Below are 26,692 nucleotides of genomic sequence, written 5' to 3'. Positions count from 1 at the left end.
GGCCCGACGCGTCCTTGAGCACGGCGCGGCCGGCGGGCGGCCCGTGCTAGACTCGGCACCCGAATTTACATTCCCCGACCGGGCTCGCCAGCCCGGCCGCCACGCCGTCGCATCCATGCAGTTTCACCTTGTCCTGCCCGGCCTCGCCTGGCCCCGCAGCGGTGCCAGTCACGCCGCCGGAGACCTGTCGCTGCCTGCGCTTTCCGCGCTGCTGGGCCACGCCCAGGCCAGCTGGCAGCCCGCCGTCGCGCCCGAAACCTGGCTCGCCGCCCGCTTCGGCGCGGCCGATGCCCGCCTGCCCTACGCCGCCCTGCGCCGCGCTGGCGAAGCCCCGCCCGCGGCCGACGCCCACTGGCTGTGCTGCGACCCGGTGCACCTGCACTTCTCCCGCGACAAGCTCCTGCTGGCCGACGCCTCGGGCCTCGGCATCACCGCCGACGAAACCGCCACGCTCATCGCCGGCCTCAACGACACCTTCGCCGACATCGGCCGCTTCGAGGCGCCCGCGCCCGACCGCTGGTACGTCGCCCTCGCCGACGAGCCGCGCCCGTTTTTTCACCCGCTTCCCGATGTCAATGGCCGGCCAGTGCAGCTGTTCATGCCCGAAGGCGAGGACATCGCCCGCTGGGCGCGCCTGTCGAACGAGCTGGAGGTGTGGCTCTACAACCACCCGGTCAACGCCGCCCGCGAAGCCGCCGGTCAGCGCGTGATCAACGGCGTGTGGCTGTGGGGCGCCGGCCCCGCGGATGTCCGCCTGCAGGCCCCCGCCCCGCGCATCCAGGCCGACGCGCCCTTCGCCCGCGGCCTCGCCCGCTTCGCCGGGGTCGATCCCGAGCCCACCGAGCGCTACCTCGACGGCACCGGCTTCGCGGTGGTGAGCAGCCTCCAGCGCCCGGCCCTGCATCTGGATGCAGCCGCCTGGCAGGCGGCCCTGCAGCAGCTCGAGCAGCACTGGTTCGCGCCGCTCCTCGCCGCCCTCAAGGCCAAGCGCATCCGCACGCTCACCATCAGCGCCCCCAGCGACAAGCACTGCCTGGAGCTCGAAGTCTCGGCCGGCAGCCTGTGGAAGTTCTGGCGCAAGCCCCAAACCCTCGCCGCCGTGCTCGCCACGGCGCCGCAACCCGCCTCCACCACGCCATGACCCGCATCCTGCCCCGCCCGGCCCCGGCCCGCGCCGTCACCCGTCTGATCGAAGCCGGCACGCACCCGCTGCTCGCCCGCATCTACGCCGCCCGCGGCATCCAGAGCAAGGACGAGCTGGACTACAGCCTCAAGGCCATGCTCCCGCCGGCCCAGCTCAAGGGCGTGCGCGAGGCCGCCGAGCTCCTCGCCGACGCCATCGAGGCCGGCGCGCGGATGCTCATCGTGGCCGACTACGACTGCGACGGCGCCACCGCCTGCGCCGTGGGCATCCGGGCGCTGCGCATGTTCGGGGCCGAGGTCGGCTATCTGGTACCCAACCGCTTCGAATACGGCTACGGCCTCACCCCGGCCATCGTCGAACTCGCCGCGCCGATGGCGCCGGACGTGCTCATCACCGTGGATAACGGCATCGCCAGCGTCGACGGCGTCGCCGCCGCCCGCGAGCACGGCATCGCCACCGTCATCACCGACCACCACCTGCCCGGCGACGAGCTCCCCGAGGCCGACGTGATCGTCAATCCCAACCAGCCCGGCTGCGAGTTCCCCAGCAAGAGCCTGGCCGGCGTGGGCGTGATGTTCTACACCATGCTCGCGCTGCGAGCCGAGCTGCGCGACCGGGGCGCCTTCGAGGGCAAGGCCGAGCCGAACCTGGCCGATCTCCTCGACCTCGTCGCCCTCGGCACCGTCGCCGACGTGGTCAAGCTCGACCACAACAACCGCATCCTGGTCGCCCAGGGCCTCCAGCGCATCCGCGCCGACCGCATGCAGCCGGGCATCCGCGCGCTGTTTGCCGCCGCCGGCCGCGACGCTGCCCGCGCCACCACTTTCGACATGGGCTTCGCCCTCGGCCCGCGCCTCAACGCCGCCGGCCGGCTGGCCGACATGTCGCTGGGCATCGAGTGCCTCATCACCGATGACATGGGCCGCGCCCTCAACATCGCCCAGGAGCTCGACAAGCTCAACCGCGAGCGCCGCGCCATCGAGGCCGAGATGCAGGAAGGCGCGATGGCCAACCTCGACGCCATCGACCCGGGCGCCCGCTCCAGCCTCGTGCTCTTCGAGCCCGACTGGCACCAGGGCGTGATCGGCATCCTCGCCGGGCGCATCAAGGAGAAATTCCACCGCCCGACCATCGCCTTCGCCCGGGGCAACCCCGGCGAGCTCAAGGGCTCCGGCCGCTCGATCCCCGGCCTGCACCTGCGCGACGCGCTGGACCTCGTCACCAAGCAGGCGCCGGGGCTGGTGCTCAAGTTCGGTGGCCACGCGATGGCCGCCGGCCTCACCATCCGCGAAGACGACCTGCCGCGCTTCGAGCAGCTCTTCGAGGGCATCGTGACCAGCCTCATCGACCCGGCCAACCTCACCCGCAGCCTCGAGACCGACGGCGCGCTGGAAGACAGCCTCTACAACCTCGAAACCGCCCGCCTGCTGGAGCGCGAGATCTGGGGCCAGGGCTTCGCCGCGCCGGTCTTCGACGACGTCTTCCGGGTCGAGAACCAGCGCGTGCTGAAGGACAAGCACCTCAAGCTGCAGCTCAAGAAGGGCAACACCCGGCTCGAGGCGATCCAGTTCAACCACGCCGACGCCGCCGCGCCGTCGATCCACGCGGCCTTCCGGCTGGCGGTGAATGAATACAACGGGGTGTCGAGCATCCAGCTGATGCTCGAGCATTTCGAGGCCGCGTAAATCATGGCCGCGTAAACGCACAAAACCCCGCCGGAGCGGGGTTTGTTGATTGTTCGATCAGCCGATCGAAGCGACCTGATCAGTAACGGCCACCGCCGCCACCGCCATAGCCACCACCACCGGGGCCACGACGGCCACCGCCGCCAGGACCACCGCTGCCCGGACCACGCCGCGGACCGCCGAAGCCGCCGGTACGGGGCTCCTGCGGGCGGGCTTCATTGACGGTCAGATTGCGGCCGTCGATGTTCTTGCCGTTCAGACCGGAAATCGCGCCCTGGGCTTCCTGATCCGACCCCATCTCAATGAAACCAAAGCCTTTTGAGCGGCCGGTTTCACGATCCATGATCACCTGAGCAGAGGTCACGTTGCCGTACTCGCCAAACAGTTCTTCGAGACGGGCCTTGTCGACGCTGTAAGGCAGATTGCCTACGTAAAGCTTGGTACCCAATTGACGCGCTCCATGAGAGAAAGGCGGCCCGGAAGATGGTCGCTCACTCACACAATAGCAAGGCATTCCAGTCGCGTCGAATATTTTTGTAATGCTGCAACAAGGCCTGACGCGCAGCTCAGGCGAGGCTGCCGGCAAGCAGGATCAACGCCGGCACCACCACGAAGTACAGCCGCATCACCAGACGCAGCCGCGAGCCGACCTCGGTGAGCCCCATGTAGTGACGGATCACCAGCAGGCCCTTCACCGCCACGATGCCGGCCACCACCGCGGCCAGCACCATCGCCGAGGCCGCACTCTCGCCCAGCCAGGCGCTGCCGAGGGTCAGCGCCACCAGGCCCAGCCACACCCACGTGGCCTGCCGTTCGGGGGACGTACGTGTCGTCATCGCCATCACCTCAGCACATAGAGCAGCGGAAAGATCACGATCCACGCCAGATCGGTGGCGTGCCAGTACAGCGTCGCCGCCTCCAGGCCTTCGTGGTCATCGGGGCTGTAGGCGCCGAAACGGCAGCGCAGGATCGCCCAGATCAGCCCGAGGCAGCCCCACACCACATGCACCAGATGGTTGAAGGTGAGGTAGTAGTACATCGCCACGAAGCTGTTGCCGGTGCCCACCACGCCGTGCTCGATGTTCCAGTGGAACTCCCACGCCTTGATGAGCAGGAAGCCGATGCCACCCACGAGCGTGCCGATCAGCCAGTTGCTGGCCGCGCGGGATTCGCCCCGGCGGATCGCCAGCAGCGCGCGCACCGCAAAATAGCCGCTGGTGAGCATCACCACCGTGTTGGCGATGCCGGCGCCGGTGAGGAGCATCGCCGAGCCGGCGCGAAAATCCTCCGGATGGTTGAACCGGAACCACGCCCAGGCCACGAACATCAGCGCAAACTCGGTGAGTTCGCACAGGATGCCCACCCAGATGCCCCGGTTGCCCGGCACCGAGCCCGCCAGCATCGACCGCCCGGCCGGGGGTGCTACTGCGAGTTCCATCGACTGCTCCCAAGAAGATTCCGGGCCCCACTGTATCCCGCTGCGAGCGGGCCCGACCGGCACAGTTTTGCACCGATCCGGGCGGATCAGTTTTTATTTTTCCCTTGCGTTTCATCAATGAAAACGGGCCATCCGCAGCGCTGCGGATGGCCCGTCGGCAAGCCGGAAAGCCGGCTCGGCTACTGCTTGAGATGCGGGTTGAGAAAGCCCCGCATCAGCTTGGTGAGGCGCGGCATCACCACCCAGGTCATGGTCGCCACGATCAGCCCGGTGAGCAGCGCAACCTTGGGCAGGAAGGGCAGATACGGGCGCACCAGCGGCTCGATCAGCCACAGCACCAGCGACACCGTCGGGAAGATGCCCATCCACGTGACCAGCGCCATGCGCGCCCGGGGCGGATGCATCGAGGCCGGCACCACCGCCGGGGCGAACCACGCCTCGAGGCCCGACAGGCTACGGTAGTCCGGCTCTGCGTCGGCCACCTCGCGCAGGCGCCGGTGCATCTCGGCCCGGCCCGGGCAGGCGTCCCAGCCGGCCAGGGCGGCCTCGGAGGCAAAATGAACCACCACCTGATACTCCTCGCCGGGCGTGTGGGGCGGGATCATCTCGGCGCCCAGGAAGCCCGGGGTCTTCTGCATGTACTGGAACATCTCGCGGACGATGGTCTCGTACTCGCGCTCCTTGCCCGGCTGGGCGCGGCGGCGGGCGATGCGGGTGACGTGGCCGGGCTGGGCGGCGGCGGGGGTTCTGGCGTCCATGGCTGTCTCTGGGTCAGGCGTTGAGAATCGACACCGCGCGGGTGTTGAGATAGGGCTCGAGGGCTTCACTGCCGCCTTCAGAACCATAGCCTGAATCCTTCAGGCCGCCAAAAGGCATCTCGACCCACGGGGCCGCCGGCTGGTTGATCCACAACATGCCCACCTCGACCCGCCGGGCGAGCTGGTGCGCATGCTTGAGAGACGTGGTGAAGGCGTAACCGGCGAGGCCGTAGGGCAGCCGGTTGGCCTCCAGGATGGCTTCGTCGAGGGTGTTGAAGCCGCGCACCGCCGCCACCGGGCCGAAAGGCTCATCGTTGAAGACCTTGGCGTCCAGCGGCACGTCGGCCAGCACGGTCGGGGCGAAGAAGTTGCCGGTCTCGCCGATCCGCGCGCCGCCCGCAGCGACGGTGACGCCCCGGGCCACCGCGTCGCCGATGAAGTCGGCCATCGCCGCCACCCGGCGTGGGTTGGCCAGCGGCCCCATCTGGGTGCCTTCGGTGAGGCCGTCGCCCACCTTGAGCGACGCCGCGTGGGCGGCCAGCCGGGTGGTGAATTCGGCGCGCACGCTCTCGTGCACCAGGAAGCGCGTCGGCGAGATGCACACCTGGCCAGCGTTGCGGAACTTGGCGCCGCCAGCGACGGTGACCGCCAGATCGAGGTCGGCGTCGTCGGCGACGATCACCGGCGCGTGGCCGCCCAGTTCCATCGTCACCCGCTTCATGTGCTGGCCGGCGAGCGCCGCCAGCTGCTTGCCGACCACGGTCGAGCCGGTGAAGCTGATCTTGCGGATCACCGGATGAGGTATCAGGTAGCCCGATATCTCGGCGGGGTTGCCATAGACCAACCCGATGACACCCGCCGGCACGCCCGCATCCACGAAAGCGCGGATCAGCTCGGCCGGCGCGGCCGGGGTTTCCTCGGCGGCCTTGACGATGATCGAGCAGCCGGTGGCGAGCGCCGCCGACACCTTGCGCACCGCCTGGTTGATCGGGAAGTTCCACGGCGTGAAGGCCGCCACCGGGCCGACCGGGTCCTTCAGCACCAGCTGGCGCACCGCCAGGTTGCGGGCAGGCACCACGCGGCCGTACACGCGCATCCCCTCGTCGGCGAACCACTCGATGATGTCGGCGGCGGCGAGGGTCTCGATCTTCGCCTCGGCCAGCGGCTTGCCGTTCTCCAGGGTGAGGATCGTGGCGATGGCGTCGGCCCGCTCGCGCAGCAGCACGGCGGCGCGGCGCATGGTCTTCTGGCGTTCGTTGGCGGGCACGTCGCGCCACAGTTCGAAGCCCTTCTGGGCGGCGGCGAGGGCGCGGTCCAGGTCAGCGATGCCGGCGTGGGCGACGCGGCCTATCTCGGCGCCGGTGGCGGGGTTTGCCACGGGCAGCGTGCGGCCGTCGGCGGCGTCCTGCCACTGGCCGTCGATCAGCAGGCGGGTGTCGGGGTAGCGCATGGAGGTTCCTCGTCGTAAGCGCGGCGGGTCAGGCCGCCAGGCGCGGGTGGGTTTCGATGTAGCGGGCTTCGGCCTTCGCGGCCTCGGCTAGTGCCTGCTGCAGACTGGCGATGATCTCGGCCAGTTCCCGGTGGCGGGCATGCCAGATCGGCGCGCCGGCCATGGCGATGTCGGCGCAGGCCATCGCCGTGCGCAGGATCTCGTTTTCGGCGCGCAGGCGTTCGATCTCGTGGGCTGCCTGGTCGTGCAGGTCACGGTTCGCGGGGATCGCCCGCAGGGTTTCGACGATGTCCATCTGGCACTCCTTTCGATGCTGCCCGGGGCAGCGGATGAGTTGCAGTGTAGGGGCCGGGGACATATATTTGAAATCGATTGTTGATATTCGACCCATAACCGTAGCCGATACCTCCGAGCCGACAACCCGATGGACCTGCGCCAGATCGACCTGAACCTCCTCGTGTCCCTCGACGCGCTCCTCGCCGAGTGCAACGTGACCCGCGCCGCTCGCCGCCTGCACATGAGCCAGCCGTCCCTGTCGGCGCATCTGGCGCGGCTGCGCCAGCTGTTCGGCGATCCGCTGCTGCTGCCCGCCGAGACCGGCCGCGGCATGACGCCCACCGCGCGGGCGCTGGCCCTGGGCCCGGCGCTGCATTCGGCGCTGAAGGATCTGGAATCGGTGGTGAGCCACCAGCCCAGCTTCGATCCGAAAAAGGACGAGCGCACCTTCCAGATCGCCGCCAACGACACGGCGATGGTGGTGCTGGGCCTGCCGCTGATCGAACGCATCTCGGCGCTGGCCGGGCCCGGGCTGAAGCTCACCTTCCGCAACCCCGACGTGGGGCTGATCGCGCCCCAGATGGAGCGCGGCGAGGTGGATCTGCTGCTGGCGTCCGACCGCCTGCTGCCGCCGTCGATGAAGACCCGCCCGCTGCTCCACGGGCGCTTCGTGATGGCCCAGCGCAAGGCCCACCCGCGGGGCATCGGGCCGGTGGATCTGGACGCCTACTGCCAGCTTTCGCACGTGCTGGTCACCGAGATCGGCGGCAGCATGCGGGGCTATGTGGACGAGACGCTCGCCGCGCTCGGCCGCAGGCGCAGCGTGGTGTTGTCGGTGGAGAAGTTCATGCTGGTGCCCGAGATCCTGCGCTACTCGGATTACGTGTGCACCCTGCCGTCGATGCTGATGAGCCGCTTTGCCAACGTGCTCGACATGTTCGAGCTGCCCTTCGACGACGGCGGCTTTGGCCTGCGCATGGCATGGCATCCGCGCAACCACGTGGACCCGGCGGTCAGCTGGCTGCGCGAGCAGGTGGTCGGGCTGGTTCCCGGTCAGCCAGCTTAGTCGGCCAGGCCTTCCAGCAGCAGCGCCCCGCAGGCGGCGATGTTGTCGATATGCGAGCGGCGCATCTCGTCGAGCATCGACCGCGCCAGATCGTCCGGCACCATCGGCAGCACCTCCTCGATCTTGCGCACCACCCAGGCCTGGCCCTTGTTCACAAACTGCAGCCGCGCCGCGAGCCCGTCGATGGCCAGCGTCTTCTGGACGAAGGCGCCGGTGTCATGGGACGCCACGCCGCCCAGGCGCTGGATGGTCTTGTAGAGCGCCACCGCGTTGGCGCCCTCGTCCTTCTGCAGGCGCTCCAGCACCCCACGGACGGGGCTGCGGCTGTCGAGCCCGTCGCGCAGGATGGCCAGCACCCGGGCGCCGGCACGCTCCGCTTCGAGCAGCGCGTTGAGGCGTTCGATGGTTTCGGGATCGGGCCCCTCGGCGGTCTCGCCGAAGTAGCCGGGAAACTCCGCCGCGTAACACGGCGGCGAGGATTGGGCCGGGGTTTCGGGCTCGTCGGGGCGGCGGGGGCGGTCACTCATCGCGGGCTCCTTGTCACTCGGCCGGGCGGATCACGAACACCGCCGGATCGTCGCCGTGATCCAGCAGCACGCTGCGCACCCGGGCCTGCCACAGGCCGCGGAAGTCCTGCGCCTCATCCGGGCTGGCCACGCCCGACAGGCAGCGCTGCATCAGCGGCGCCATCCGGGGGTCGGCTGGCACCTGACGCAGGTGGGCCTCGGCATCCACCGTGCGGCCGGTATCGACCCGGGTGAAGCGCAGGCCGAGGGGCTGGCTGACATCAAAGGCCATCAGGTTGCGGCGGTCGAAGCGCCCGGCGAGGCCCTTGAAGCCGCTGTCGGTGGTGCTGCCGGTGAGCATCGTCACCACATTGGCGATCACGCCGGTGACGCCTTCGCTGCGCCCTTCCCGGAAGCTGACCTTCACGGCGCCACGTTCGGGCACGGCGTCGCCGTACAGGGCCATCAGCGCCTGGCGGGTCAGCCAGTAGGCGCTCGCCACCGTCGGGCACGAATGCCCGGCCAGTTTGACGGCGTCCAGGTAGCCGTATTCGACGAAACCGCCGTCGAAGGCGCCGAGAAAGTCGGCCAGGGGGTCGCGCAGGCGCAGACGGGGTACGAGATCGAAAAACGGCGGGTAAGGCATTGCGACGCTCCACTCAAAACGGGAATCGCCGGCCGGAAACCAGCGCGGCGATTCAGGCTAGCGTCACCCGCCGGGGCTCGCCTTGACCGATGACAGGCCGACTCAAAAAGCCTTGGGCACCCGATCGCCCACCGTGAGCGGCGCAAAGAGCGGCAGGCCGAGGGTCGAACAGCCGGCGAACGGCAGATCGCGGCGGTAACGGGCTGCGTCCCGCTCGGCGCGGGTCCATTTTTCAAGGGCGAACTCGTAGTCGGGCAGCGACAGGCCCAGGGTCTTGTCGGCCATCGCGGCCGGGATCGGGTGGGCCGCCTGATGGCACAACAGCGCGGCGAAGCGCGGGCTGCCCGCCCCTTCGGCGCGCACCTTGTCCAGCTCGCCGGTGGCGATCGCGGTGTAGTGGCGGCCCAGCTCCCGGTAGGCGCCCACCAGATCGGCGTAGGAGTTGATGGTCATCGACACCGTGGAGTCCTGCGGGAAGATCGGCGTGAGGAGGTTGTCGTCGATGGCCCCCTTGCCGGCGAGCAGGCGCGCCAGAAAGGCGGACGACTCACAGGGCAGCGTGTCGTCCTCGCCGCATCGCGTCAGCACCCGGTCGTCGGCGCTGCGCTCCGCGGTCTGGCGCCGCCGCCAGTCGGGGTAATCGAAGGCCGGCTTGATGATCCACAGGCGGGTCCGGGGCGCGGTCAGACAGCTGTCGGGGCTCGCGTCGTGACTCACGCAGCCGGCCAGGAAGGGATAAGGCCAGCCCCAGATCGGGTATGAACGGACCCGCGGCTCCCCGTGGGCGTCCATCGCGTCGCCCACCCCCTCCAGCGCGGCCTGGGCATCTCTGGCGGCCTGGGTGGTGCCGGCCATGCGGCGGCTGGAGCGGCGCAGCACCAGATCGTCGTAGCAGCCGCGCGGCCAGCCGGCGAGGCCCGGCACGTGCAGGTGCAGGCCTTTGCGGATCAGCAGCTCGTTGCGCAGCAGGCACAGGTCGCCCATCGAACCGCCTTTGTCCTCGGCGTGATCGGAGACGATCACGTCCTTCACGCCCTCGACGATGGGGGCGTAGGCGCCCAGGTTGTCGGACGAGCCACCATCCACCAGGCGCACGTAGACCGGATCGTGGTCGGTCACGTAAGCCGCATAGGATTCGCCCAGGTAGAGCGGCGCCGGCAGGGCCAGGTGAATGGCCCGGCGGGCGTCGCTGGCCTTGGGCACGCCGGCCTCGTCGATGTTGCGCAGGTCGAGCCCCCAGTTGAGGTTGAGGACGTGCTGCGCCAGCGCCGCGCTGAAGCGCACGAACGACCGGCCATACACCCGCTGGTTGGCATCGAAAAACGCGGCCGAGGCATTGACCGCAGTGAGCAACGAAGCATTGCGACGCCCTTTTTCAAAGCTGCGGTCGTGGTTCTCGAGATCGGGCAGCGCAGCGTCCACGTTGATCGCCCCCACGCCGCCAGCGCACTGCTGATCGGCGGTCATGTGGAAGATGTCACGGTCGAAGTTGGTGTCATTGCGACCGAACCAACCGAGGATCGAGCGGCTCGGCGCCGCGGTGGCGTTGATGACCCAGCGCGGTGGCGACTGGCGTCCGTCGGCGTAGAGGCTGGCGAGCCCGGCAAAAGTCATCCGCGCCGGATCGGGGCGGATCCGGACGTCGTCGCCACGATCAAGCAGCCCGGCTTCGGCACTGTCGCGGGGCGTGTGGTTGGCAAAGCTCGTCTCGCCCCGCTCCGCGCCCTGGTCGATCACGAAGTGTCTGACCGCCCCCACCTGCGCAGCCTCGCTGATGTCCCGCTCCAGGGCGCGGGCGTCGACCGGTTCCAGGCCGTAGCTGATGCCGATGCCTTCGCGATAGACGATGCGCGGCGGCGAGAGGTTGATCGGCCAGTCGAAAATGGTATTGGCCACCCACGCCATCGGTAACGACGACAACCACACGCCCGCTAGGGCACCGTAAGTCGTGTTGCTGCGGATGCGGGCGCCGACGGAGTTGCCGAATTCGCAGCGCTGCCAGGTGAGGATGTCGGCGTGGCAGCGGACGAACTGCTGGTGCACGGTGTCGCGCCGCAGCCCCTCCCCGTTCCAGTAGGCGCGGGCGGCCGCCAGGGCCTCGGGATCGGTGCGGCTGCCCGCGCCGACCGGCGTCGGGCAGAACAGGTCCTGTTCCGGCATGCCGCGGCGGGCGGCTTCGGCGGTGATCAGCTCCGGTGAGAAACGCGACTGCAGGCCGGCCGGAATGCAGTCGCGAAAATAGCGCTGCAGATTCTTGTCGGCGGGCTGCGGCGCACCGGCCTCGGGCCGGTTGCGGATCAGCCGCGAGTAGGCGTAGAACGCCGCGTAGCTTCCGCCCGACACCGACGACACCGCATCGGACTGCCAGAACAGGGAGCCGTCGAAGCGGGTGGGATCGCGGCTCAGATCAAGCTGGCTGGTGACCGACGCCGCCAGCACCCCCATCGCAAACGACGAGGCCTTGGTGCCACCGCCGGCCAGGGTGATCGCGATGCCCGCATCCGCATCGTGGGGCACGACCGGGCGACAGGCCTGATCCTCGGCGCCCGGCGGCGTCATCGCAGCGACGACGGGGGATAGCGCAAATGCGGCGGCGCCCAGCCAACCGCCCAGATTGGGGTAACGCATGATCCTCTCCTCGTCTGCCCGCCACCGCAAATGCGGACCAGATTATGACAAGTTAGACCATCGCGCCCCGCGACTCAATGCTCCTTCCCGTCGATGCGCGGGCTCAGCAGCCGCGGCAGCATCCGCCCACCGAGGATCGCGAAGCACAGGAACCAGCACGTCGCCGCCAGATGCACCCACGCCATGTAGGCGCCGGGCGCCAGCTGGGGCAGCACCACGCGCACCACCAGCCCCGTCAGCATGATCCAGATCAGCAGCTTGTCGCCGGCATCGAAGGCCACCTTGCGGCCGGTGTGGCCCTTGGAGATGCGCACCAGCATCGGCGGGATGATCAGCCCCATCACCCCGAAGGTGAACAGGTGGATCGACACGCTGCCGGTCCAGCCGTGGGCGCCGAGGAGCCCGGCCAGTTCGACCAGCAGCTGGAGGGTAATGGCCAGGTAGCCGAGGTACATCACCGCCAGGTCGATGCGGGTCATCGCCAGGCCCGGCTTCCAGCGGGTGAAGCGCGCGAGCAGCAGGCTTGCGCAGATCGCGAGCAGCCCGCCCGCCAGCGAGACAGGCAGCCAGGGCTGGAAGACCAGCGCCAGCGCCGAGAACTTGATCGCCCCGTCGAGGCGCGGGCTCCGCAGGATCTCCACCTGGAACACGCCCTTCATGAACTGGGTGAGCGTGCGCTCCAGCATCACCAGAAAAGCCACCCGGAACAGCCCCACCGCCATCGTCGCACCGGCCTGGAAGTGCGCCTCATCCAGCACCAGCAGCTTGGCCGCGAGGAAGGTGGGCAGGATGAGGAGGAAGAAATAATTGTCGCGGAAGCTGTCCTGCTGGCGATGGCGTAGCAGCGTGGCGAGCAGCATGCCGACAATGGTGCCGAGGAAGGCCAGGTTCGACAGCCAGAACAGCCATGCCGGCCAGCCGCCGCCAAAAGCCATGCCGACCCGCTCGAAGCACCACGCCGCCACCAGCACCACGAGCGGCGCGCCGTGGTAGCCGCGCACCTGCACCCAGTTCTTGGTGGCGGTGAGCAGGAAGCCGCCCATCACCGCCCAGCCAAAGCCGAAGAACATCTCGTGGGCGTGCCATTGAACCGGCGCGACAGGCGCCGCCGGCAGCGCCAGATGACCGGTGAAGACGAGCGCCCACAGCACCGGCAGGGCCAGGCCGGCCAGGCAGGCGAGGAGGAAGAACGGCCGGAAGCCGACGAGCCAGAGGGGTTGGGTGGCGAGTTTCATGGGCGCAGCAGGAAAAGAGGTTCGACCCTGAAGGCCGGAGCCCCAACGCTATCCCGCACCGCCCGCCGACGCCTTGATCAGGAACAGGCTGGATCAGTCACGGCCGCGGCCATGCCCATGACCGTGCCCCTGCCCGCCTCGCTCGTCGAAACGCTCGGCGCGCCGGTCATCGCGGCGATCCTCACGACGGTCTCGGCGGTCGTCAAAGCGGTCGTCGCGGCGATCCCGGCGATCATCGAAACGATCGTCCCGGCGCTCGTCGCGGCGGTCGTAATGGCCACCATATTCGGCCCGGTAGCGCGGGGCATAGACGTTGCGATACCAGCCGTCCTGCACGAAATAGACCGGCACGCCGCAGGCGTCGTAGCGCCTGCAGTGACGCCGCCAGTCGCGGGCATGGCCGGGGGGCACGCGCAGGTAGAGGGGCGCGGCGGCATACGGCGCCGGCCTGATCACCACCGGATTGGGATACATCAGCACCGGCCGGGGAAAATTGCCGATGTCGATGCGCCCGTAGAAGTTGGGATCGCCGATGCCGATCGACACGCCGACATCGGTGGCCATCGCGCCCTGGGCTGCCGCGGCGAGGAGCGCCGCGCTCAAGATTCGCTTCATGGAAGACATGCGTGGGGTTCCTGTTCGTTCTTGCACGTCGGGCAAGGATCGGCCGGAAACCTGCAAGGCAATACCGGCCACCGCGCCCACTGTAGAAGCGCAAGAACGGCAAGGCAGTAAGAAACTGTAAGGGTATGCGACGGGCGTCTCAGTCTTCGCCAAACACCGTCACCCGATTGCGGCCCCCGTGCTTGGCGGCGTACATGGCGCCATCGGCGTGGAGCAGCAGGCTCACGTCGTCGGCGCCGTGCTCGGGATACACGGCGATGCCGATGCTGGACGACACATCGAGCCGCAGGCCGTCGATCTGGAAGGATTCGGCGAGGGCCACGCGGATCTTCTCGGCCACCAGTCCGGCGTCGTGGATGGAATCGATGTGGGGCAGGAGCACCACGAACTCGTCGCCACCAAAGCGCCCGACGGTGTCGGATTCACGCACGCACAGGCGCATCCGCACCGCTGCCTCGCGCAGCAGCTGATCGCCCACCGCGTGGCCGTAGGCGTCGTTCACCGGCTTGAAGCGGTCCAGGTCGATGTACAGCAGCGCCACCCGGTGCCGGTTGCGACGGGCGGCCGCCAGCGCCTGGCGCAGACGGTCGGTGACCAGCGTGCGGTTGGGCAGATCGGTGAGCATGTCGTGCTCGGCCATATAAGCGATGCGCGCCTGGCTGGCCCGCCGTTCGGAGATGTCGCGGCTCACCCCGTGCAGCTCGACCTTGTCTGTACGCGGGTTGCGGCAGTAGGTGGTGACCACCTCGATCCACACCGTGCTGCCGTCCTTGCGGGGCTGCTCCACCTCGTCGGTGTAGAAGCGCGGCTGGCCGTCGGGGTTGTCGAGGAAGCTGCGCGCCCGCTGGCGCACCAGGGCGCGCATCTCGTCGGCGTCGCGGGGCAGGAAAGTGGCCTCGAAGGGCATCGCGAGGGCCTCGTCGGCGGTGTAGCCGCGCAGGCGCTCGACCGACGGGCTCACGTAGATGAAGCGCAGGGTGTCGGTGTCCACCGTCCACACCACGTCCTTCATCGTCTCGGTGAGGAGCCGGTATTTCTCTTCGCTGGCTTCCAGCCGTTCGGCCGCCCGGCGGGTTTCGGCCACGCTGCGGTGCAGGCGCCGGTTGATGTGGTGGATGTAGGCCGCCACCAGGGTGATCAGCCCGATGACGCCCAGCGCCGCGCCCAGGTAGGTGCGCAGGCCGTTGAGGTCATCCCGCACGGGCTCGTAGAGAAACCCCTTGAAGTCGAAACCCCGGGGCAGCATGCCGATCTCGGCATAAACCTCGGCGATGTGCTTCCAGCGCCCGGTGCTCATGTAGCCCACATCCACCAGATCAGGCCGCACCAGCGGAATCGTCTGGTGCGCCTCGAAGAGGAAGAACTCGAGGGGCAGCTTGCTCTCGTAGCGGGTGTGGATCAGCCGGGCGATCTCGTCCGGATGGTCGAGGGCGTAGCGCCAGCCGCGCAGGCTCGCCTCGCGAAAGGCCTGGACGGTCTCGGGGCTGCGGCGGAGCAGGCCTTCGGTGGTGAACAGGTTGTCGCCGTAGAAGTCGATCCCCGCCGATCGGGGCGTGTAGACCTGATAGTCGATCCCCGCCGCCTCAAGGAAATACGGCTCGTTGGAGGAATAGGCGCTGATCGCGTCCACCTCGCCGTTGATGAGCGACTGGGGGTTGAAGGTGTGCTCCACGAACTTGAGCCGCTCGACCGGGATGCGCTCCTTGCGCAGGTAGGCGAGCAGCTCGTCGGCGCCGGGCTCCAGCATCACCCGCCTGCCGATCAGATCATGGACGGACGGCACCCCCTGCTCCCGGCGGGTCAGCAGCACCAGCGGCGAATGTTGGAAGATCGTGGCCAGCACCACCACCGGCTTGCCGGCCAGGCGGTCGATCAGCAGGCCGCTGTTGCCGATGCCAAAATCGGCTCGCCCGGACACCACCTCGTCCACCACGTCCAGCCCCGGCCGCGCATCCTTGAGCTGCACCGCCAGCCCGGCCTCCTTGTAGTAGCCCTTCTCGACCGCCGCGTAATAGCCCGCAAACTGGAAGGCGTGATGCCAGCGCAGCTGCACGGTCACGGAGGTCTGCGCCCACACTGCCTGCCCGCAGCCCAGCAACAGCCACAGCATCGCGACGCGAAACGCGGCGGCGCGGCGGGCGGCGTTCAAGGTCCGGCAAAGCGGAGGCATGGCTTATGTCGTTAACATGGATTCGACGAAGTATAGCGAGCACCACCCGGCACCGTCTGTTACAGGGTGCCCATATCACGATTTTCATGATGCGCGCCGGTCGCCGGCACGCTATGTTTCGCAAAAAAGCCACAGTCGCCCACGGAGACACCGAATGCCCCCCGTTTCACCCTCGCCCCCATCGCCCTCGCCCTGACTTCCGCCCTTGCCGGCATCGCCCACGCAGCCGACGACAGCACGTCGCTCGTCCTCAACCCGGTGGTCGTAACCGGCAGCCGCGCTGAAGCAGCCAGCTTCGACATGCCGGCCGCCATCGACGTGCTCGACCGCGACCAGATCACCGCCGGCCAGCCGCGCATCAACGCATCCGAAGCCCTCGTGGCCGTGCCCGGCGTTATCGCCAACAACCGCCAGAACTACGCCCAGGATCTGCAGATCTCCACCCGCGGCTTCGGCGCCCGCTCGGCCTTCGGCGTGCGCGGCGTGAAGCTCATCGCCGATGGCATCCCCGCCTCGATGCCCGACGGCCAGGGCCAGGCCGCCACCTTCAACCTCGACATGGCCGAGCGCATGGAAGTGCTGCGCGGCCCCTACTCGGCGATCTACGGCAACCACTCCGGCGGCGTGATCCAGCTGTTCACCCGCGAACCCACCGGCCGGCCCAGCATTGAAGGCGGCTTTGCCGCTGGCAGCTACGGCACCACCAAGGCCGAGATCAACGCCCAGGGCCAGCTCGAAGGCCTCGGCTACGTGATCGACGCCACCCGCCTCAAGACCGACGGCTACCGCGACCACAGCGCCGCCACCCGCGAGCAGGCCTTCGCCAAGATCACCACCAAGCCGGACGACGTGAGCAAGCTCACCTTCGTCGTCAATGGCTTCTGGCAGCGGGCGGACGATCCGCTGGGCGTCACCTGGGCGAGCTACAAGAACAACCCCCGTGCCATCGACCCGGGCACCGGGACCAGCCCGACCCCGGCCACCACCTACAACACCCGCAAGAGCATCGACCACCTGCAGGGCGGCGTCACCTACGAGCGCCGCTTCGGCCCCGACACCCTGCAGCTCTCGGCGTACAGCGGCCAGCGCAGCGTGATCCAGTACCAGGCCATCGCCCCGTCGTCTCCCTCCGCCATCACCCGCGGCTCTGGCGGCGTGGTGGACTTCGACCGCGACTTTTACGGCGTCGGCGGCCGCTGGATCGCCGTGCGCCAGGCCGGCGGTGGCAAGCTGACCACCACCTTCGGCACCGACTACGACGTGAGCAAGGACAACCGCAGCGGCTACGACAACCGCAGCGGCGTGAAGAGCACCCTGCGCCGCAAGGAAGTGGACAACGTCGAGAGCACCGGCACCTACATCCAGAGCGAGTGGCAGCGTGGCGACTGGATCGTGAGCGGCGGCCTGCGCTACAGCGCCGTCAAGTTCTCGGTGGACGACAAGTACATCGTCGGCATCAACGGCGACGACAGCGGCAGCCGCAACTACAGCAAGACCACGCCGGTGCTGGGCGTGGTCTACAAGCTCAACCCCGCGGTCAATCTCTACGCCAGCGCCGCCCGCGGCTTCGAGACGCCGACGCTGAACGAAATGTTCTACGCGACGCCCACCACCGGCTTCAACTTCGGCCTCAGCCCGGCCAGAAGCGAGCACCTGGAAACCGGCGTGAAGGCCCTGGTCGGCAACAGCAGCCGGGTCAATCTCGCCCTCTTCCAGGTCAAGACCGACGACGAACTGGTCGTCCTCGCCTCCAGCGGTGGCCGCACCAGCTACCAGAACGCCGGCAAGACCCTGCGTCAGGGCGTCGAGCTGGCCTTCGACACCGCCTGGCGTCGCGACCTCACCAGCCGCTTCGCCTTCACCATGCTGCGGGCGATCTACGACGAAGGCTTTGCCAGCACCACCCCGGTGGATGCCGGCAACACCATGCCCGGCATCCCGCGCACCTCGGCCTTCGGCGATCTGGCCTGGAAGCCCGCGCCCGGCGTCACCGCCGCCATCGAAGGCATCTACCGCAGCCGCACCTACGTGAACGATGCCAACACCGCCACCCCGGCGCCGTCCTACGCAATCGCCAACGTGCGCGTGAGCGCCGAGCAGAAGGCCGGCCCGTGGCGCTTCACCGAGTTCGCCCGCATCGACAACCTGTTCGACCGCAACTACATCGGCTCGGTGATCGTCGGTGACGGCAACGGCCGCTACTACGAGCCCGCCCCGGGCCGTAACGGCATGGTCGGGGTGAACGCCCGCTACACCTGGTAAGCCGGCCGGCAGCGCCCGCCGCCTGACTGCAAGCCAGCCCTGACGGGGGTGATGCACGCGCATCGCCCCCGTCTGCCGTTTACGCCCGCCGTACGCCACATCGCCCGCGGCTTTCACCAGCGCCGCGCGGCAAGCGGCACTTTTCACTTCCTTGCGCCAGATTCTTTATTGCGAATCATTCGTATTTGCAATACCATTGTTACCAGATCTTTCGGGCAAGCCAGCCGTTGCCGCTTCGCGCGCTTCCAACTCCTAGCCAGCCAGCCTCAGGTCATGAACCCCAACGCCCTTCCTGGGCGCTTCATCTCCGGAGGCCGACATGGCTAACAAAAAAATCCGCCGCCCCGCGCCGGCACCCCGACCGCAGTCTTCCCCCAACACCAATCCGGCCACCCTGCCCCTGGGCGCGCTGATGTTTGCTGCCTCGATGAGCGGCTGGGCCCAGGGCGCGCCCGCGGCGGCCGACGACGACGCCAAGACCCTCAAGCCGGTGGTCGTGAAAGCCGCCGCCGAAGCCGAGCCCCAGGGCAAGGACAGCCTGCGCACCACCACCACCCGCATCGGCAAGGGCAAGCAGGAACTGCGCGACATTCCCCAGTCCATCACCGTGGTCACCGAAAAGCTGATGGACGACCGCAAGATCGACACCATCAAGGAAGCCCTCAAGATGACGTCCGGCGTCACCTTCCTGGCGGCCGAAGGCGGCGAGGAAGACATCCGCCTGCGTGGTTTCCCGCTCAACACCACGGGCGACATCTTCATCGACGGCATGCGCGACCCGGGCTTCTACGACCGCGACACCTTCAACATGGAGCGCGTCGAAGTGCTGCGCGGCTCCGCGTCGATGCTGTTCGGCCGCGGCTCCACCGGCGGCGCGGTCAACCAGGTCAACAAGCAGGCCCGGCTGATCGACGAGAACCAGATCGACGTGACCGTGGGCAGCCACAGCTACCACCGCGTGGTGGCCGACATCAACATCAAGACCGACGACGACGCCGCGCTGCGCATCAACGCCATGCGCACCAAGGCCGACAACAACGGCGCCGGCACCAGCCTCGACAAGCAGGGCGTGGCCGCCGACTACCGCTGGGGCATCGGCGGGCGCGACGAGTTCGAGGTCGGCCTGTTCCGCCTCGAGAACAACAACGGCATCAACTACGGCCTGCCCTGGATCCGCAAGTACGCCGGCGCTCCGGTCTCCCAGACCACCATGCTGCCGGTGGACCCGAAAAACTATTACGGCATGGCCAGCGACCGCAACTACGGCACCGCCACCTACGGCACGCTGACCCACACCCACCGCTTCTCCAACGACACCGAGCTCGTCACCAAGGTGCGCAAGGGCGATTTCACCCGCGACCAGCGCGCCAGCACCGTGCGCCTGGGCGCCGCCAGCCTGCAGCCGGGCGGCGTGGCCGCCACGCTCGACACCTTCAGCGACGCCACCGTGCTCACCCGTGGCTTCCAGCCCAAGATGCAGAGCTACGAAAACCTGCTGGCCCAGAGCGATCTGTCCAGCAAGTTCGAAGCCTGGGGCATGAAGCACAACGCCCAGGCTGGCGTCGACTTCGCGTGGGAGAAGAAGCGAGTATTCGGCGCCCGCACCGCCGCCCAGGGCGGCATCAACATTACCAAGCCCACCACCACCGTTGGCACCCCCGACGACGGCGTGGGCGTGCCCGAAAGCCTGCGCGTGCCGGGCAAGACCTCCGAGTTCGAGAGCTTCGCCGGCGGCATCTACGCCCAGGATCTGATCGAATTCATCCCCCACTGGAAGTTCCTCGCCGGCCTGCGCTACGACGCCATGTCGGGCCAGTTCGACCAGTTCAACCTCACCACCGGCGCCGTCACCCACTACCAGCAGGCCATCTACAAGCCCAGCCAGCGCGTGGGCCTGCTCTACCAGCCGAGCGAGCGCGAGTCCTACCACCTCTCCTACGCCACCTCCTTCAACACCTCGGGCGACACCTACTCGTACAGCGCCTCGACGGTGGACGTGCCGCCGGAGAAGGCCATCAACATGGAACTGGGCGGCCGCATCGAGAACGCCAGCCGCACCATGAGCACCCGCATGGCGCTGTTCCGTGGCGTCAAGCTCAACGAGCGCAACACCGACCCGCTGGTGCCCAGCATCATCACCCTGTCGGGCAAGCGCCACGCCACCGGCCTCGACATGGACGTGGCCGGCAAGATCACCCCGCGCTGGGAGATCTTCGGTTCCTACACCTGGATCTGGGACGCCGAGATCGACGTGAAGAGCCCCACCAACAACGACGAGAACCAGGGCCAGCGCCCGTCGCTGATCCCCAAGCACCAAGGCACCCTATGGAACAGCTACCAGTTCACCGAGAAGCTGCGCGCCGGCGTGGGCATCAACGCCCGCACCAAGCTCACGCCCAACCGCAACCCGGGCTTCTACTCCCAGGGCTACGTGACGGCTGACCTGATGGCCGAATACGAAGCCATCGCCGACAAGCTGATGCTCAAGGCCAACCTCAACAACGTGACCAACAAGCTGTACGCCGACGCCTTCTACACCGGCCACTACGTGCCGGGCTTCGGCCGCACCTTCTACCTCACCGCCAACCTGAAGTTCTGACGGCGCCGGCAGGGGCCGTGGGCCCCTGCCCCCCAACTACCCACTACCCATTTCCCAATCCCCACCTCCCCCAACGCCGATGCTCCTGCAGATTCCCGACCTCCTCACCACCGACGAAGTCCGCGAAGCCCGCCGCCTGCTCGCCGATGCCCCCTGGGCTGACGGCCGCGAGAGCGCCGGCACCCAGGCCCGCACGGTCAAGCTCAACCAGCAGCTGCCCCACGACTGCCTGGCCGCACGCAGCATCCGCGCCACGGTGCTCGGCGCCATCGAGCGCAACCCCCTGGTCCTCACCGCCGCCCTGCCCAAGAAGATCTTCACCCCGCGGGTCAACCGCTACGGCGGCGACACGCCCTTCTACGGCGAGCACGTGGATAACGCGATCCGCTTCAGCGGCGACGGCGTGCGGGTACGCACCGATGTCTCGTGCACGGTCTTCCTGGCCGATCCGGACGAATACGAAGGCGGCGAGCTGATGGTGCAGGACACCTACGGCAACCGCGGCGTCAAGCTGCCCGCCGGCCACGCGGTGCTCTACCCCGGCACCAGCATCCACCAGGTCACCCCGGTGACGCGGGGATACCGGCTGGCGTGCTTCCTGTGGATCGAGAGCATGGTGCGCAGCGACGAACAGCGCCGCCTGCTGTTCGACCTGGACATGGCCCTGATGCGCCTGCGCGAAGCCCATGGCGAAAGCGACGAAACCGTCGCCCTCACCGGCACCTATCACAACCTGCTGCGCATGTGGGCCGACACCTGAGCCCGCCCTTCCCGGAAAGCACCTCGATGCCCGCCCCGATCTCCCTCGACGACCACGAAGCCCTCGCCCGCACGGTGCTGGACGACAACGCCTGGGCCTACTTTGCCGGCGGCGCCGCGGACGAGATCTGCATGGCCGCGAACCGGCAGGCCTGGAACGCCCTGCGCCTGCTGCCCCGCGTGCTGCGCCCCACCGCCGGCGGCCACACCCGGGTCGAGCTCCTCGGGCGCACCCTCGCCCATCCCATCCTCCTCGCCCCGGTGGCCTACCAGCGCATGGCCCACCCGGACGGCGAGCTCGCTACCGCGGTCGCCGCCTCGGCGCAAGAGGCGGGCTTCGTGCTCAGCACCCAGTCCAGCCTGCTCCTCGAAACCGTTGCCCGCGCCGTGCGCGACGACGCCGACCGGGGCCCCATGTGGATGCAGCTCTACCTGCAGCACGACGCCGGCTTCAACCGCGAGCTCGTCCAGCGCGCCGAAGCCGCCGGCTACGAAGCCCTCGTGCTCACCGTCGACGCCCCCTGCCACGGCGCCCGCGACCGGGAGCGCCGGGCCGATTTCCACCTGCCGCCCGGCATCTCGGCCGTCAACCTGGCCACCCTTCCGCCGCGCCCGGACATCGCCTTGCAGCCCGGCCAGAGCGCCCTCTTCGACGACCTCCTCCACATCGCCCCCACCTGGGACGACATCGCCCGGCTGCAGGCCCAGACCCGCCTGCCTGTGATCCTCAAGGGCATCCTTCACCCGGACGACGCCCGCCAGGCGGCGCACCTGCAGGTGGGCGGCATCATCGTCTCCAACCACGGCGGGCGCACCCTCGACAGCGCCCCGGCCACCGCCGAGCTCCTGCCACGCATCGCCGACGTCCTCGCCGGCCACCTGCCCATGCTGGTGGACGGCGGCATCCGCCGCGGCACCGACGTGCTCAAGGCGATGGCCCTCGGCGCCAGCGCCGTGCTCGTCGGCCGGCCCTACATCTTCGGACTCGCCAACGCCGGTGCCCAGGGTGTCGCCCATGTGATCCGCCTGCTGCGGGACGAGCTGGAGATCGCCATGGCCCTGTGCGGCGTCACCACCCTGGACGACCTTCCGGACGACCTCCTGATCTGACCACCCGGCGCAAAGCCGCCGCCAGCCAGCCAGAAAAAAGGGCCCGCATCTGCGGGCCCTTTCTCGTCCGATCCGGCTGCGCGATCAATCACGCCCGGCGCCGCTGCGCCGAAGGCGGATTGCCGACCCCCGCATCCGGGCTGGCCGCCGGGCCAGGCAGCAGCTTGAAGCGCTCCACGATCTGCGTCAGCCCCTGGGCCTGCCGCTCCAGGCTCTCCGCCGCGGCGGAGGCTTCCTCCACCAGGGCCGCGTTGTGCTGGGTCACTTCATCCATCTTGCTGATGGCCTGCGCCACCTGGCTGATGCCGGCGCTCTGTTCGCGGCTGGCGCCGCTGATCTCGGTCACCAGCTTGGCCACCTGCCCGAAGGCGGCGACCACCTCTTCCATCGCGGCGCCCGCCTCATCCACCTGGGCAGCGCCCCCTTCCACCTTATCCACCGACATCGCGATGAGCTCCTTGATCTCCCGGGCGGCCACGGCGCTGCGCTGGGCCAGCGCCCGCACCTCGTTGGCCACCACCGCAAAACCGCGCCCCTGCTCGCCAGCCCGCGCCGCCTCGACGGCAGCGTTGAGGGCCAGGATGTTGGTCTGGAAGGCGATGCCGTCGATCACACCGATGATCTCGGCGATCTTGCGCGAGCTGTCGCGGATGTCGGCCATGGTCGTCACCACCCGATTCACGGCCGCGCCGCCCTGCAGCACCGCCTCGTTGGACTGGCTGGCCAGCACGCTGGTGCGCTGGGCGTTGTCGGCGTTCTGCTGGACGGTGGAGTTGAGCTCATCCATCGAGCTGGCGGTCTCTTCGAGGCTGGCCGCCTGCTGCTCGGTGCGCCGCGACAGGTCGGCGTTGCCGGTGGCGATCTCGAGGGCTGCGCTGTTGATGGCCGTCGCGCTGCGCTGCAGCCCGCCGATCACCTCGCGCAGCTGCGCCACGGTGGTGTTCGTGCTGTCCCGCAGCTGGGCGAAGGCACCCTGGAAATCCCCTTCGATCTGCTGGGTGAGATCACCCGTGGCGAGGGCGTCGAGCACCCTCGATACCTCGCCAAGCCCCAGGTCGCTCACCGTCATCAGCCGGTTGAGGCCCTCGATCATCCGCCGGAACTCATGCTGGAAGGCGTCCGCGTCGCCCCGGGCATGGAAGTCGCCGCTCGCCGCCGCATCCACCAGCGACTGGATCTGGGTATTCACGCGCAGCATCGACGCCTTGACACCATCCACCGCCGCCGTGATCTGGGCCTGCTGGCCGGGCAGACGCTCCATGTCCAACGTCAGGTCGCCCACCGCGTAGTGCTCGACCACGTCGACCACCCGCTGACTCACCGCGATGTGGGTGCGCACCAGCGCGTTGATCGAGGCAGCCATCTTTCCGTACACACCAGGGAAACGGTCGGCGTCGATCCGGTGTTCGATCATCCCCTTGCCATGCTGCTCGGCGTTTTCCGCCTGGGCGTCGGCAAAGCCGCGGAAGGTGTCGACCATGCGCTTCATGGCGGTGAGTAGCTGGCCCGTCTCGTCGTTGCTGGTCACCTCGATCTGCTCGGGCAGGTTGCCCCGCGCCACCGCCTGGCTGATCTCGACGGCCTGGGCCAGCGGCCGGCTCACGCTGCGGCTGATCATCCACGCCGCCAGGGCGCCGGCCAGCAGCATCACCAGGGTGACGACGGCGACCTCCTCGACGGTCCGCTTGACGCTGGCGTCGAAGGCCTCCTGGGCCGCGTGGGATTCGGCCGACTGGCGCTCCAGCAGCCGCGCAAAGGCCGCACCGATGGGCTTGTCGGCGCCGCTGATGGCCTTGTCGATCTCGTTGATGCTGGCCCCGTTGCCGCGCATCTCCACCACCTGGGCAATCACCGACCGGTATTTACGGCTGCCCGCGGCAATGTCCTCCAGCGCCTGAGCGGCATCCGGATGGACGTCGCCGAGGGCGCGGTAGTCTTCGACGACTCGGTCGATGGCGTCCATGCTCGCAGCAAACTTGCCCGGGTAGTCGCCCCCGCGCAGCACCGTGTTCTTGAAATAGTGAATGCCGTTGCCCAGCGCCACCTGGCCCCGGTAAGCGAGCCGCTCCCGCGCCACGATCCGGCTCTCGAACTCGCCAAACTGCTGGCGCAGCTCGACGAGGTTGTAGATTGCCACCGCGACAACGAACAGCCCCAGCGCCAGCACAAACCCAAACCCAAACGCAAGACGCCTGCCGATCGTCATTTGATTCATTGCTCACACCCCAGCTGGTTCTAACAATCACGCCAGCCCGCCGGCAGCGTGAAGATGGACGGTGCGCATCGGCGCACCGTCAGAGGGGGTGTTTACGGTAATCACGACAAAAAACTAAACCGCAGCGCTCCAACGCCCTGGGCGGGCGGCCTCCTGTCGGTTTTCCCGCATCGACGTGAGTGGCCGGATGGCTATCATCGGTCACCCGTCCTGCCGGTATCGCCAACCATGCTGCTTCATGTTCTGCCCGCCCTCGTCGTGGGCGCCGGCCTGGGTTTCTTTGGCGGCCTGTTCGGGATCGGCGGCGGGATCATCGCGGTGCCGCTGTTCGTGATCGGCTACGGCATGGCACAGCCCATGGCCCAGGGCACCGCGCTGGTGCTGATGGTGCCCAACCTGCTGGTGGGCTGGTGGCGCTACAACCAGCGCCACCCGGTGCCCGCCCGCCAGGCGCTGACCATCGGCGTGATCTCGATGGCTGCCACCTGGGGTGTGGCGCACTTTGCCAACGCCCTCAACCCGGCCGTCCTGAAGGTGGTCTTCAGCGTCTTCCTGCTGGGGGTGGCGCTACGCATGCTGGCCCGCCGCAAGGGCGCGGCCGAATCAAAACCGAAGATCGCGCCCCGCTACCTGCCGCTGGTGGGCGTGGTGGGCGGCAGCTGCATGGGTCTGCTGGGCGTGGGTGGCGGGCTGGTAGCCACGCCGCTCATCACTGGCTTCTTCGGGCAGAAGCAGACGGTGGCCCAGAGCCTGTCCCTGGCGCTGGTGGCGCCCAGCTCGGTGGTGGCACTGGCGGTGTATGCCGGCGCCGGGCAGGTGGATTGGAAGATCGGCCTGCCCATGGCGGCGAGCGGGCTGCTCACGGTGTCGGCCGGGGTCAGCCTGGCCCATCGCCTGCCCGAGAAGCAGATGCGCACGGCCTTCGCGGCGATGCTGCTGCTCACCGCCCTGTGGCTGCTTGTAAGTCCGCTGGTGATGGCCCGGCTGAAGTAGATCAGGAAAACACCTCGGCCAGATCCACCGTGCCCCGCTGCCCCACGTAGCGGCGCTGGGTGCGGATCCACCGGGCAGCCCGGGCCCGGCCCAGGTCGCGCAGATCGTGCAAAAACGCCCGGGCGGCGTTCATCTTGCTGCCCTTGCCGGCTTCCAGCAGCTCTTCCGCCTCGATGAGATGGAAGCGCAGGTTCATCAGCTTGCGTTCGAAGCGCCCCAGGGGCATCCAGCTGCGGCTCTCGTCGATGTAGCTGCGGGCGTGGGCGATCATCCGCATCTCACGCAGAAAGGTGGTCGAGAAGCCCAGTTCCATGGTGCGGGCCGCAATCTCGTCGGCCGTGCGCGGCGGCTCGGGCCGCGAGAGCGGGTTGAGGATCACCAGCAGGATGTCCGGGGTGGAACACTCGTAGATCAGCGGGTAAATCCCCGGGTTGGCGGTGAAGCCGCCGTCCCAGTAGTCCTCGCCGTCGATCTCGACCGCGTGGTGGAGCGTGGGCAGACAGGCCGAAGCGAGCACCGCCTCCTCGGTGAGTTCGTCAGTGCGGAACAGGCGCACCTTGCCGGTCTTCACCCGGGTGGCAGCGATGAACAGCTTGAGCCGGCAATCCTTGCGGATGCGCTCGAAGTCGAACTGGGCGCGCACCACGTCGCGCAGGGGGTTGAGTTCGTAGGGGTTGAACTCGTAGGGCGAAAAGAGATGGGTGAGGCCCAGCATCATGCTCATCGGCCCGGGCAGCGAGCCCATGCCGGCGGGGTTGAGGCTGTGGAGCAGGTCGAGCTCCCGCGGCGCGCTGTCGGCCACCGCTTCCCAGAAGGCGGAGAGGCTCTCCCGTGCACCTTCGGCGCCACCGGTCGTCCAGCCCTGGGCCAGGGCCACCGCGTTCATCGCCCCCGCGCTGGTGCCGCTGATGCCTTCCAGCGCCAAGCCGTCTTCCAGCAGCCGGTCGAGCACGCCCCAGGTGTAGGCACCGTGGGCGCCACCGCCCTGCAAGGCCAGACTCAGGCCCGGCGCAGCACTGCTTTCACCCTTCCACCATCGCTTTCGGAACATGCTCGACTCCTTCATTCTTCGTGCAGACACTGGATTGTGCACTGCACCATACTCTAAGTATGGATGAAGGAAAGTGA

22 protein-coding genes are annotated in these 26,692 nt (G+C 68.5%); 8 read left to right on the top strand and 14 right to left on the bottom strand.

All coding sequences use genetic code 11. From position 1 onward, the window contains the following. The first annotated feature begins 115 nt into the window (after positions 1 to 115). Together GH681_RS11400 and recJ are read left to right on the top strand one after the other, a co-directional pair. Entirely contained in the window at positions 116 to 1,141 is a 1,026-nt protein-coding gene (locus GH681_RS11400; RefSeq protein WP_153161588.1) for a hypothetical protein, read from the top strand. Continuing rightward, the gene (gene recJ, locus GH681_RS11395; RefSeq protein WP_153161587.1) at positions 1,138 to 2,829 is read left to right on the top strand and encodes a single-stranded-DNA-specific exonuclease RecJ; all 1,692 of its coding nucleotides are present in this window, start codon (positions 1,138 to 1,140) and stop codon (positions 2,827 to 2,829) included. Before GH681_RS11400 ends, recJ begins: the two co-directional genes overlap by 4 nt. A 79-nt stretch (positions 2,830 to 2,908) precedes the next feature. Here recJ and GH681_RS11390 read toward each other — a convergent pair whose 3' ends face one another. From GH681_RS11390 to GH681_RS11365, 6 genes are all read right to left on the bottom strand, one after another. Further along, positions 2,909 to 3,277, bottom strand: coding sequence for an RNA-binding protein (locus tag GH681_RS11390; RefSeq protein WP_153161586.1), 369 nt, complete (start codon positions 3,275 to 3,277; stop codon positions 2,909 to 2,911). Positions 3,278 to 3,395: 118 nt separating this feature from the next. Beyond that, a complete protein-coding gene (locus tag GH681_RS11385) occupies positions 3,396 to 3,665 on the bottom strand; it encodes a cytochrome C oxidase subunit IV family protein (protein ID WP_194271213.1) in 270 nt (89 codons plus the stop codon). A gap of 5 nt (positions 3,666 to 3,670) precedes the next feature. After that, complete coding sequence (locus GH681_RS11380; protein WP_228111878.1) at positions 3,671 to 4,267, bottom strand: cytochrome c oxidase subunit 3 family protein; 597 nt, start codon at positions 4,265 to 4,267, stop codon at positions 3,671 to 3,673. A gap of 179 nt (positions 4,268 to 4,446) precedes the next feature. After that, complete coding sequence (locus tag GH681_RS11375; RefSeq protein ID WP_153161584.1) at positions 4,447 to 5,025, bottom strand: antibiotic biosynthesis monooxygenase; 579 nt, start codon at positions 5,023 to 5,025, stop codon at positions 4,447 to 4,449. Between the two features lie 13 nt (positions 5,026 to 5,038). Continuing rightward, the gene (locus tag GH681_RS11370; protein WP_153161583.1) at positions 5,039 to 6,475 is read right to left on the bottom strand and encodes an NAD-dependent succinate-semialdehyde dehydrogenase; all 1,437 of its coding nucleotides are present in this window, start codon (positions 6,473 to 6,475) and stop codon (positions 5,039 to 5,041) included. Positions 6,476 to 6,503: 28 nt separating this feature from the next. Continuing rightward, a complete protein-coding gene (locus GH681_RS11365) occupies positions 6,504 to 6,770 on the bottom strand; it encodes a hypothetical protein (protein ID WP_153161582.1) in 267 nt (88 codons plus the stop codon). A gap of 129 nt (positions 6,771 to 6,899) precedes the next feature. Here GH681_RS11365 and GH681_RS11360 point away from each other — a divergent pair, with 129 nt between their 5' ends. Then, positions 6,900 to 7,817, top strand: coding sequence for a LysR family transcriptional regulator (locus GH681_RS11360; protein WP_153161581.1), 918 nt, complete (start codon positions 6,900 to 6,902; stop codon positions 7,815 to 7,817). On the opposite strand, the gene GH681_RS11355 is transcribed toward GH681_RS11360, so the two are convergent. The 6 genes from GH681_RS11355 to GH681_RS11330 all read right to left on the bottom strand — a co-directional run bounded on the left by GH681_RS11355 (position 7,814) and on the right by GH681_RS11330 (position 15,605). After that, positions 7,814 to 8,344: a DUF6306 domain-containing protein gene (locus GH681_RS11355; protein ID WP_153161580.1), complete on the bottom strand. Its 531-nt coding sequence runs from the start codon at positions 8,342 to 8,344 to the stop codon at positions 7,814 to 7,816. The two genes, GH681_RS11360 and GH681_RS11355, sit on opposite strands and share 4 nt — an antisense overlap. A 13-nt stretch (positions 8,345 to 8,357) precedes the next feature. Continuing rightward, a complete protein-coding gene (locus GH681_RS11350; RefSeq protein ID WP_153161579.1) occupies positions 8,358 to 8,969 on the bottom strand; it encodes a hypothetical protein in 612 nt (203 codons plus the stop codon). A 102-nt stretch (positions 8,970 to 9,071) separates the two neighbouring features. Then, positions 9,072 to 11,597 carry a hypothetical protein gene (locus GH681_RS11345; protein ID WP_153161578.1) on the bottom strand — a complete coding sequence of 842 codons (2,526 nt, stop codon included), beginning with the start codon at positions 11,595 to 11,597 and terminating at the stop codon, positions 9,072 to 9,074. 74 nt (positions 11,598 to 11,671) lie between these two features. Next, positions 11,672 to 12,832, bottom strand: coding sequence for an NnrS family protein (locus tag GH681_RS11340; protein WP_153161577.1), 1,161 nt, complete (start codon positions 12,830 to 12,832; stop codon positions 11,672 to 11,674). A 93-nt stretch (positions 12,833 to 12,925) separates the two neighbouring features. Continuing rightward, on the bottom strand, positions 12,926 to 13,447 hold the full coding sequence (locus GH681_RS11335) for a hypothetical protein (protein ID WP_153161576.1): 522 nt from the start codon (positions 13,445 to 13,447) through the stop codon (positions 12,926 to 12,928). Positions 13,448 to 13,595: 148 nt separating this feature from the next. Further along, positions 13,596 to 15,605, bottom strand: a complete 2,010-nt coding sequence (locus GH681_RS11330) for a diguanylate cyclase (protein WP_194271212.1) — start codon at positions 15,603 to 15,605, stop codon at positions 13,596 to 13,598. 321 nt (positions 15,606 to 15,926) lie between these two features. Here GH681_RS11330 and GH681_RS11325 point away from each other — a divergent pair, with 321 nt between their 5' ends. The 4 genes from GH681_RS11325 to GH681_RS11310 all read left to right on the top strand — a co-directional run bounded on the left by GH681_RS11325 (position 15,927) and on the right by GH681_RS11310 (position 22,356). Then, the gene (locus GH681_RS11325) at positions 15,927 to 17,888 is read left to right on the top strand and encodes a TonB-dependent receptor (protein ID WP_153161574.1); all 1,962 of its coding nucleotides are present in this window, start codon (positions 15,927 to 15,929) and stop codon (positions 17,886 to 17,888) included. 319 nt (positions 17,889 to 18,207) lie between these two features. Beyond that, positions 18,208 to 20,487, top strand: coding sequence for a TonB-dependent siderophore receptor (locus GH681_RS11320; protein ID WP_228111877.1), 2,280 nt, complete (start codon positions 18,208 to 18,210; stop codon positions 20,485 to 20,487). Positions 20,488 to 20,566: 79 nt separating this feature from the next. Further along, a complete protein-coding gene (locus tag GH681_RS11315) occupies positions 20,567 to 21,247 on the top strand; it encodes a Fe2+-dependent dioxygenase (RefSeq protein ID WP_153161573.1) in 681 nt (226 codons plus the stop codon). Positions 21,248 to 21,273: 26 nt separating this feature from the next. Then, the gene (locus GH681_RS11310; RefSeq protein ID WP_153161572.1) at positions 21,274 to 22,356 is read left to right on the top strand and encodes an alpha-hydroxy acid oxidase; all 1,083 of its coding nucleotides are present in this window, start codon (positions 21,274 to 21,276) and stop codon (positions 22,354 to 22,356) included. Between the two features lie 88 nt (positions 22,357 to 22,444). Here GH681_RS11310 and GH681_RS24050 read toward each other — a convergent pair whose 3' ends face one another. Beyond that, positions 22,445 to 24,562, bottom strand: coding sequence for a methyl-accepting chemotaxis protein (locus tag GH681_RS24050; RefSeq protein WP_194271211.1), 2,118 nt, complete (start codon positions 24,560 to 24,562; stop codon positions 22,445 to 22,447). Between the two features lie 237 nt (positions 24,563 to 24,799). Between GH681_RS24050 and GH681_RS11300 the strand changes: the two genes are divergently transcribed. Beyond that, positions 24,800 to 25,564: a sulfite exporter TauE/SafE family protein gene (locus GH681_RS11300; protein WP_153161570.1), complete on the top strand. Its 765-nt coding sequence runs from the start codon at positions 24,800 to 24,802 to the stop codon at positions 25,562 to 25,564. Between the two features lies 1 nt (position 25,565). Here the strand turns inward: GH681_RS11300 and GH681_RS11295 are convergent, their stop codons facing one another. Next, positions 25,566 to 26,615 (bottom strand): patatin-like phospholipase family protein, encoded by a 1,050-nt coding sequence (locus tag GH681_RS11295; protein WP_153161569.1) that lies wholly within the window; start codon positions 26,613 to 26,615, stop codon positions 25,566 to 25,568. Positions 26,616 to 26,692 lie beyond the last annotated feature (77 nt).

The organism is Zoogloea sp. 1C4 (genome assembly GCF_009469605.1).
Classification (GTDB): domain Bacteria; phylum Pseudomonadota; class Gammaproteobacteria; order Burkholderiales; family Rhodocyclaceae; genus Zoogloea; species Zoogloea oryzae.
This window is presented reverse-complemented; position numbering and strand designations above follow the sequence as displayed.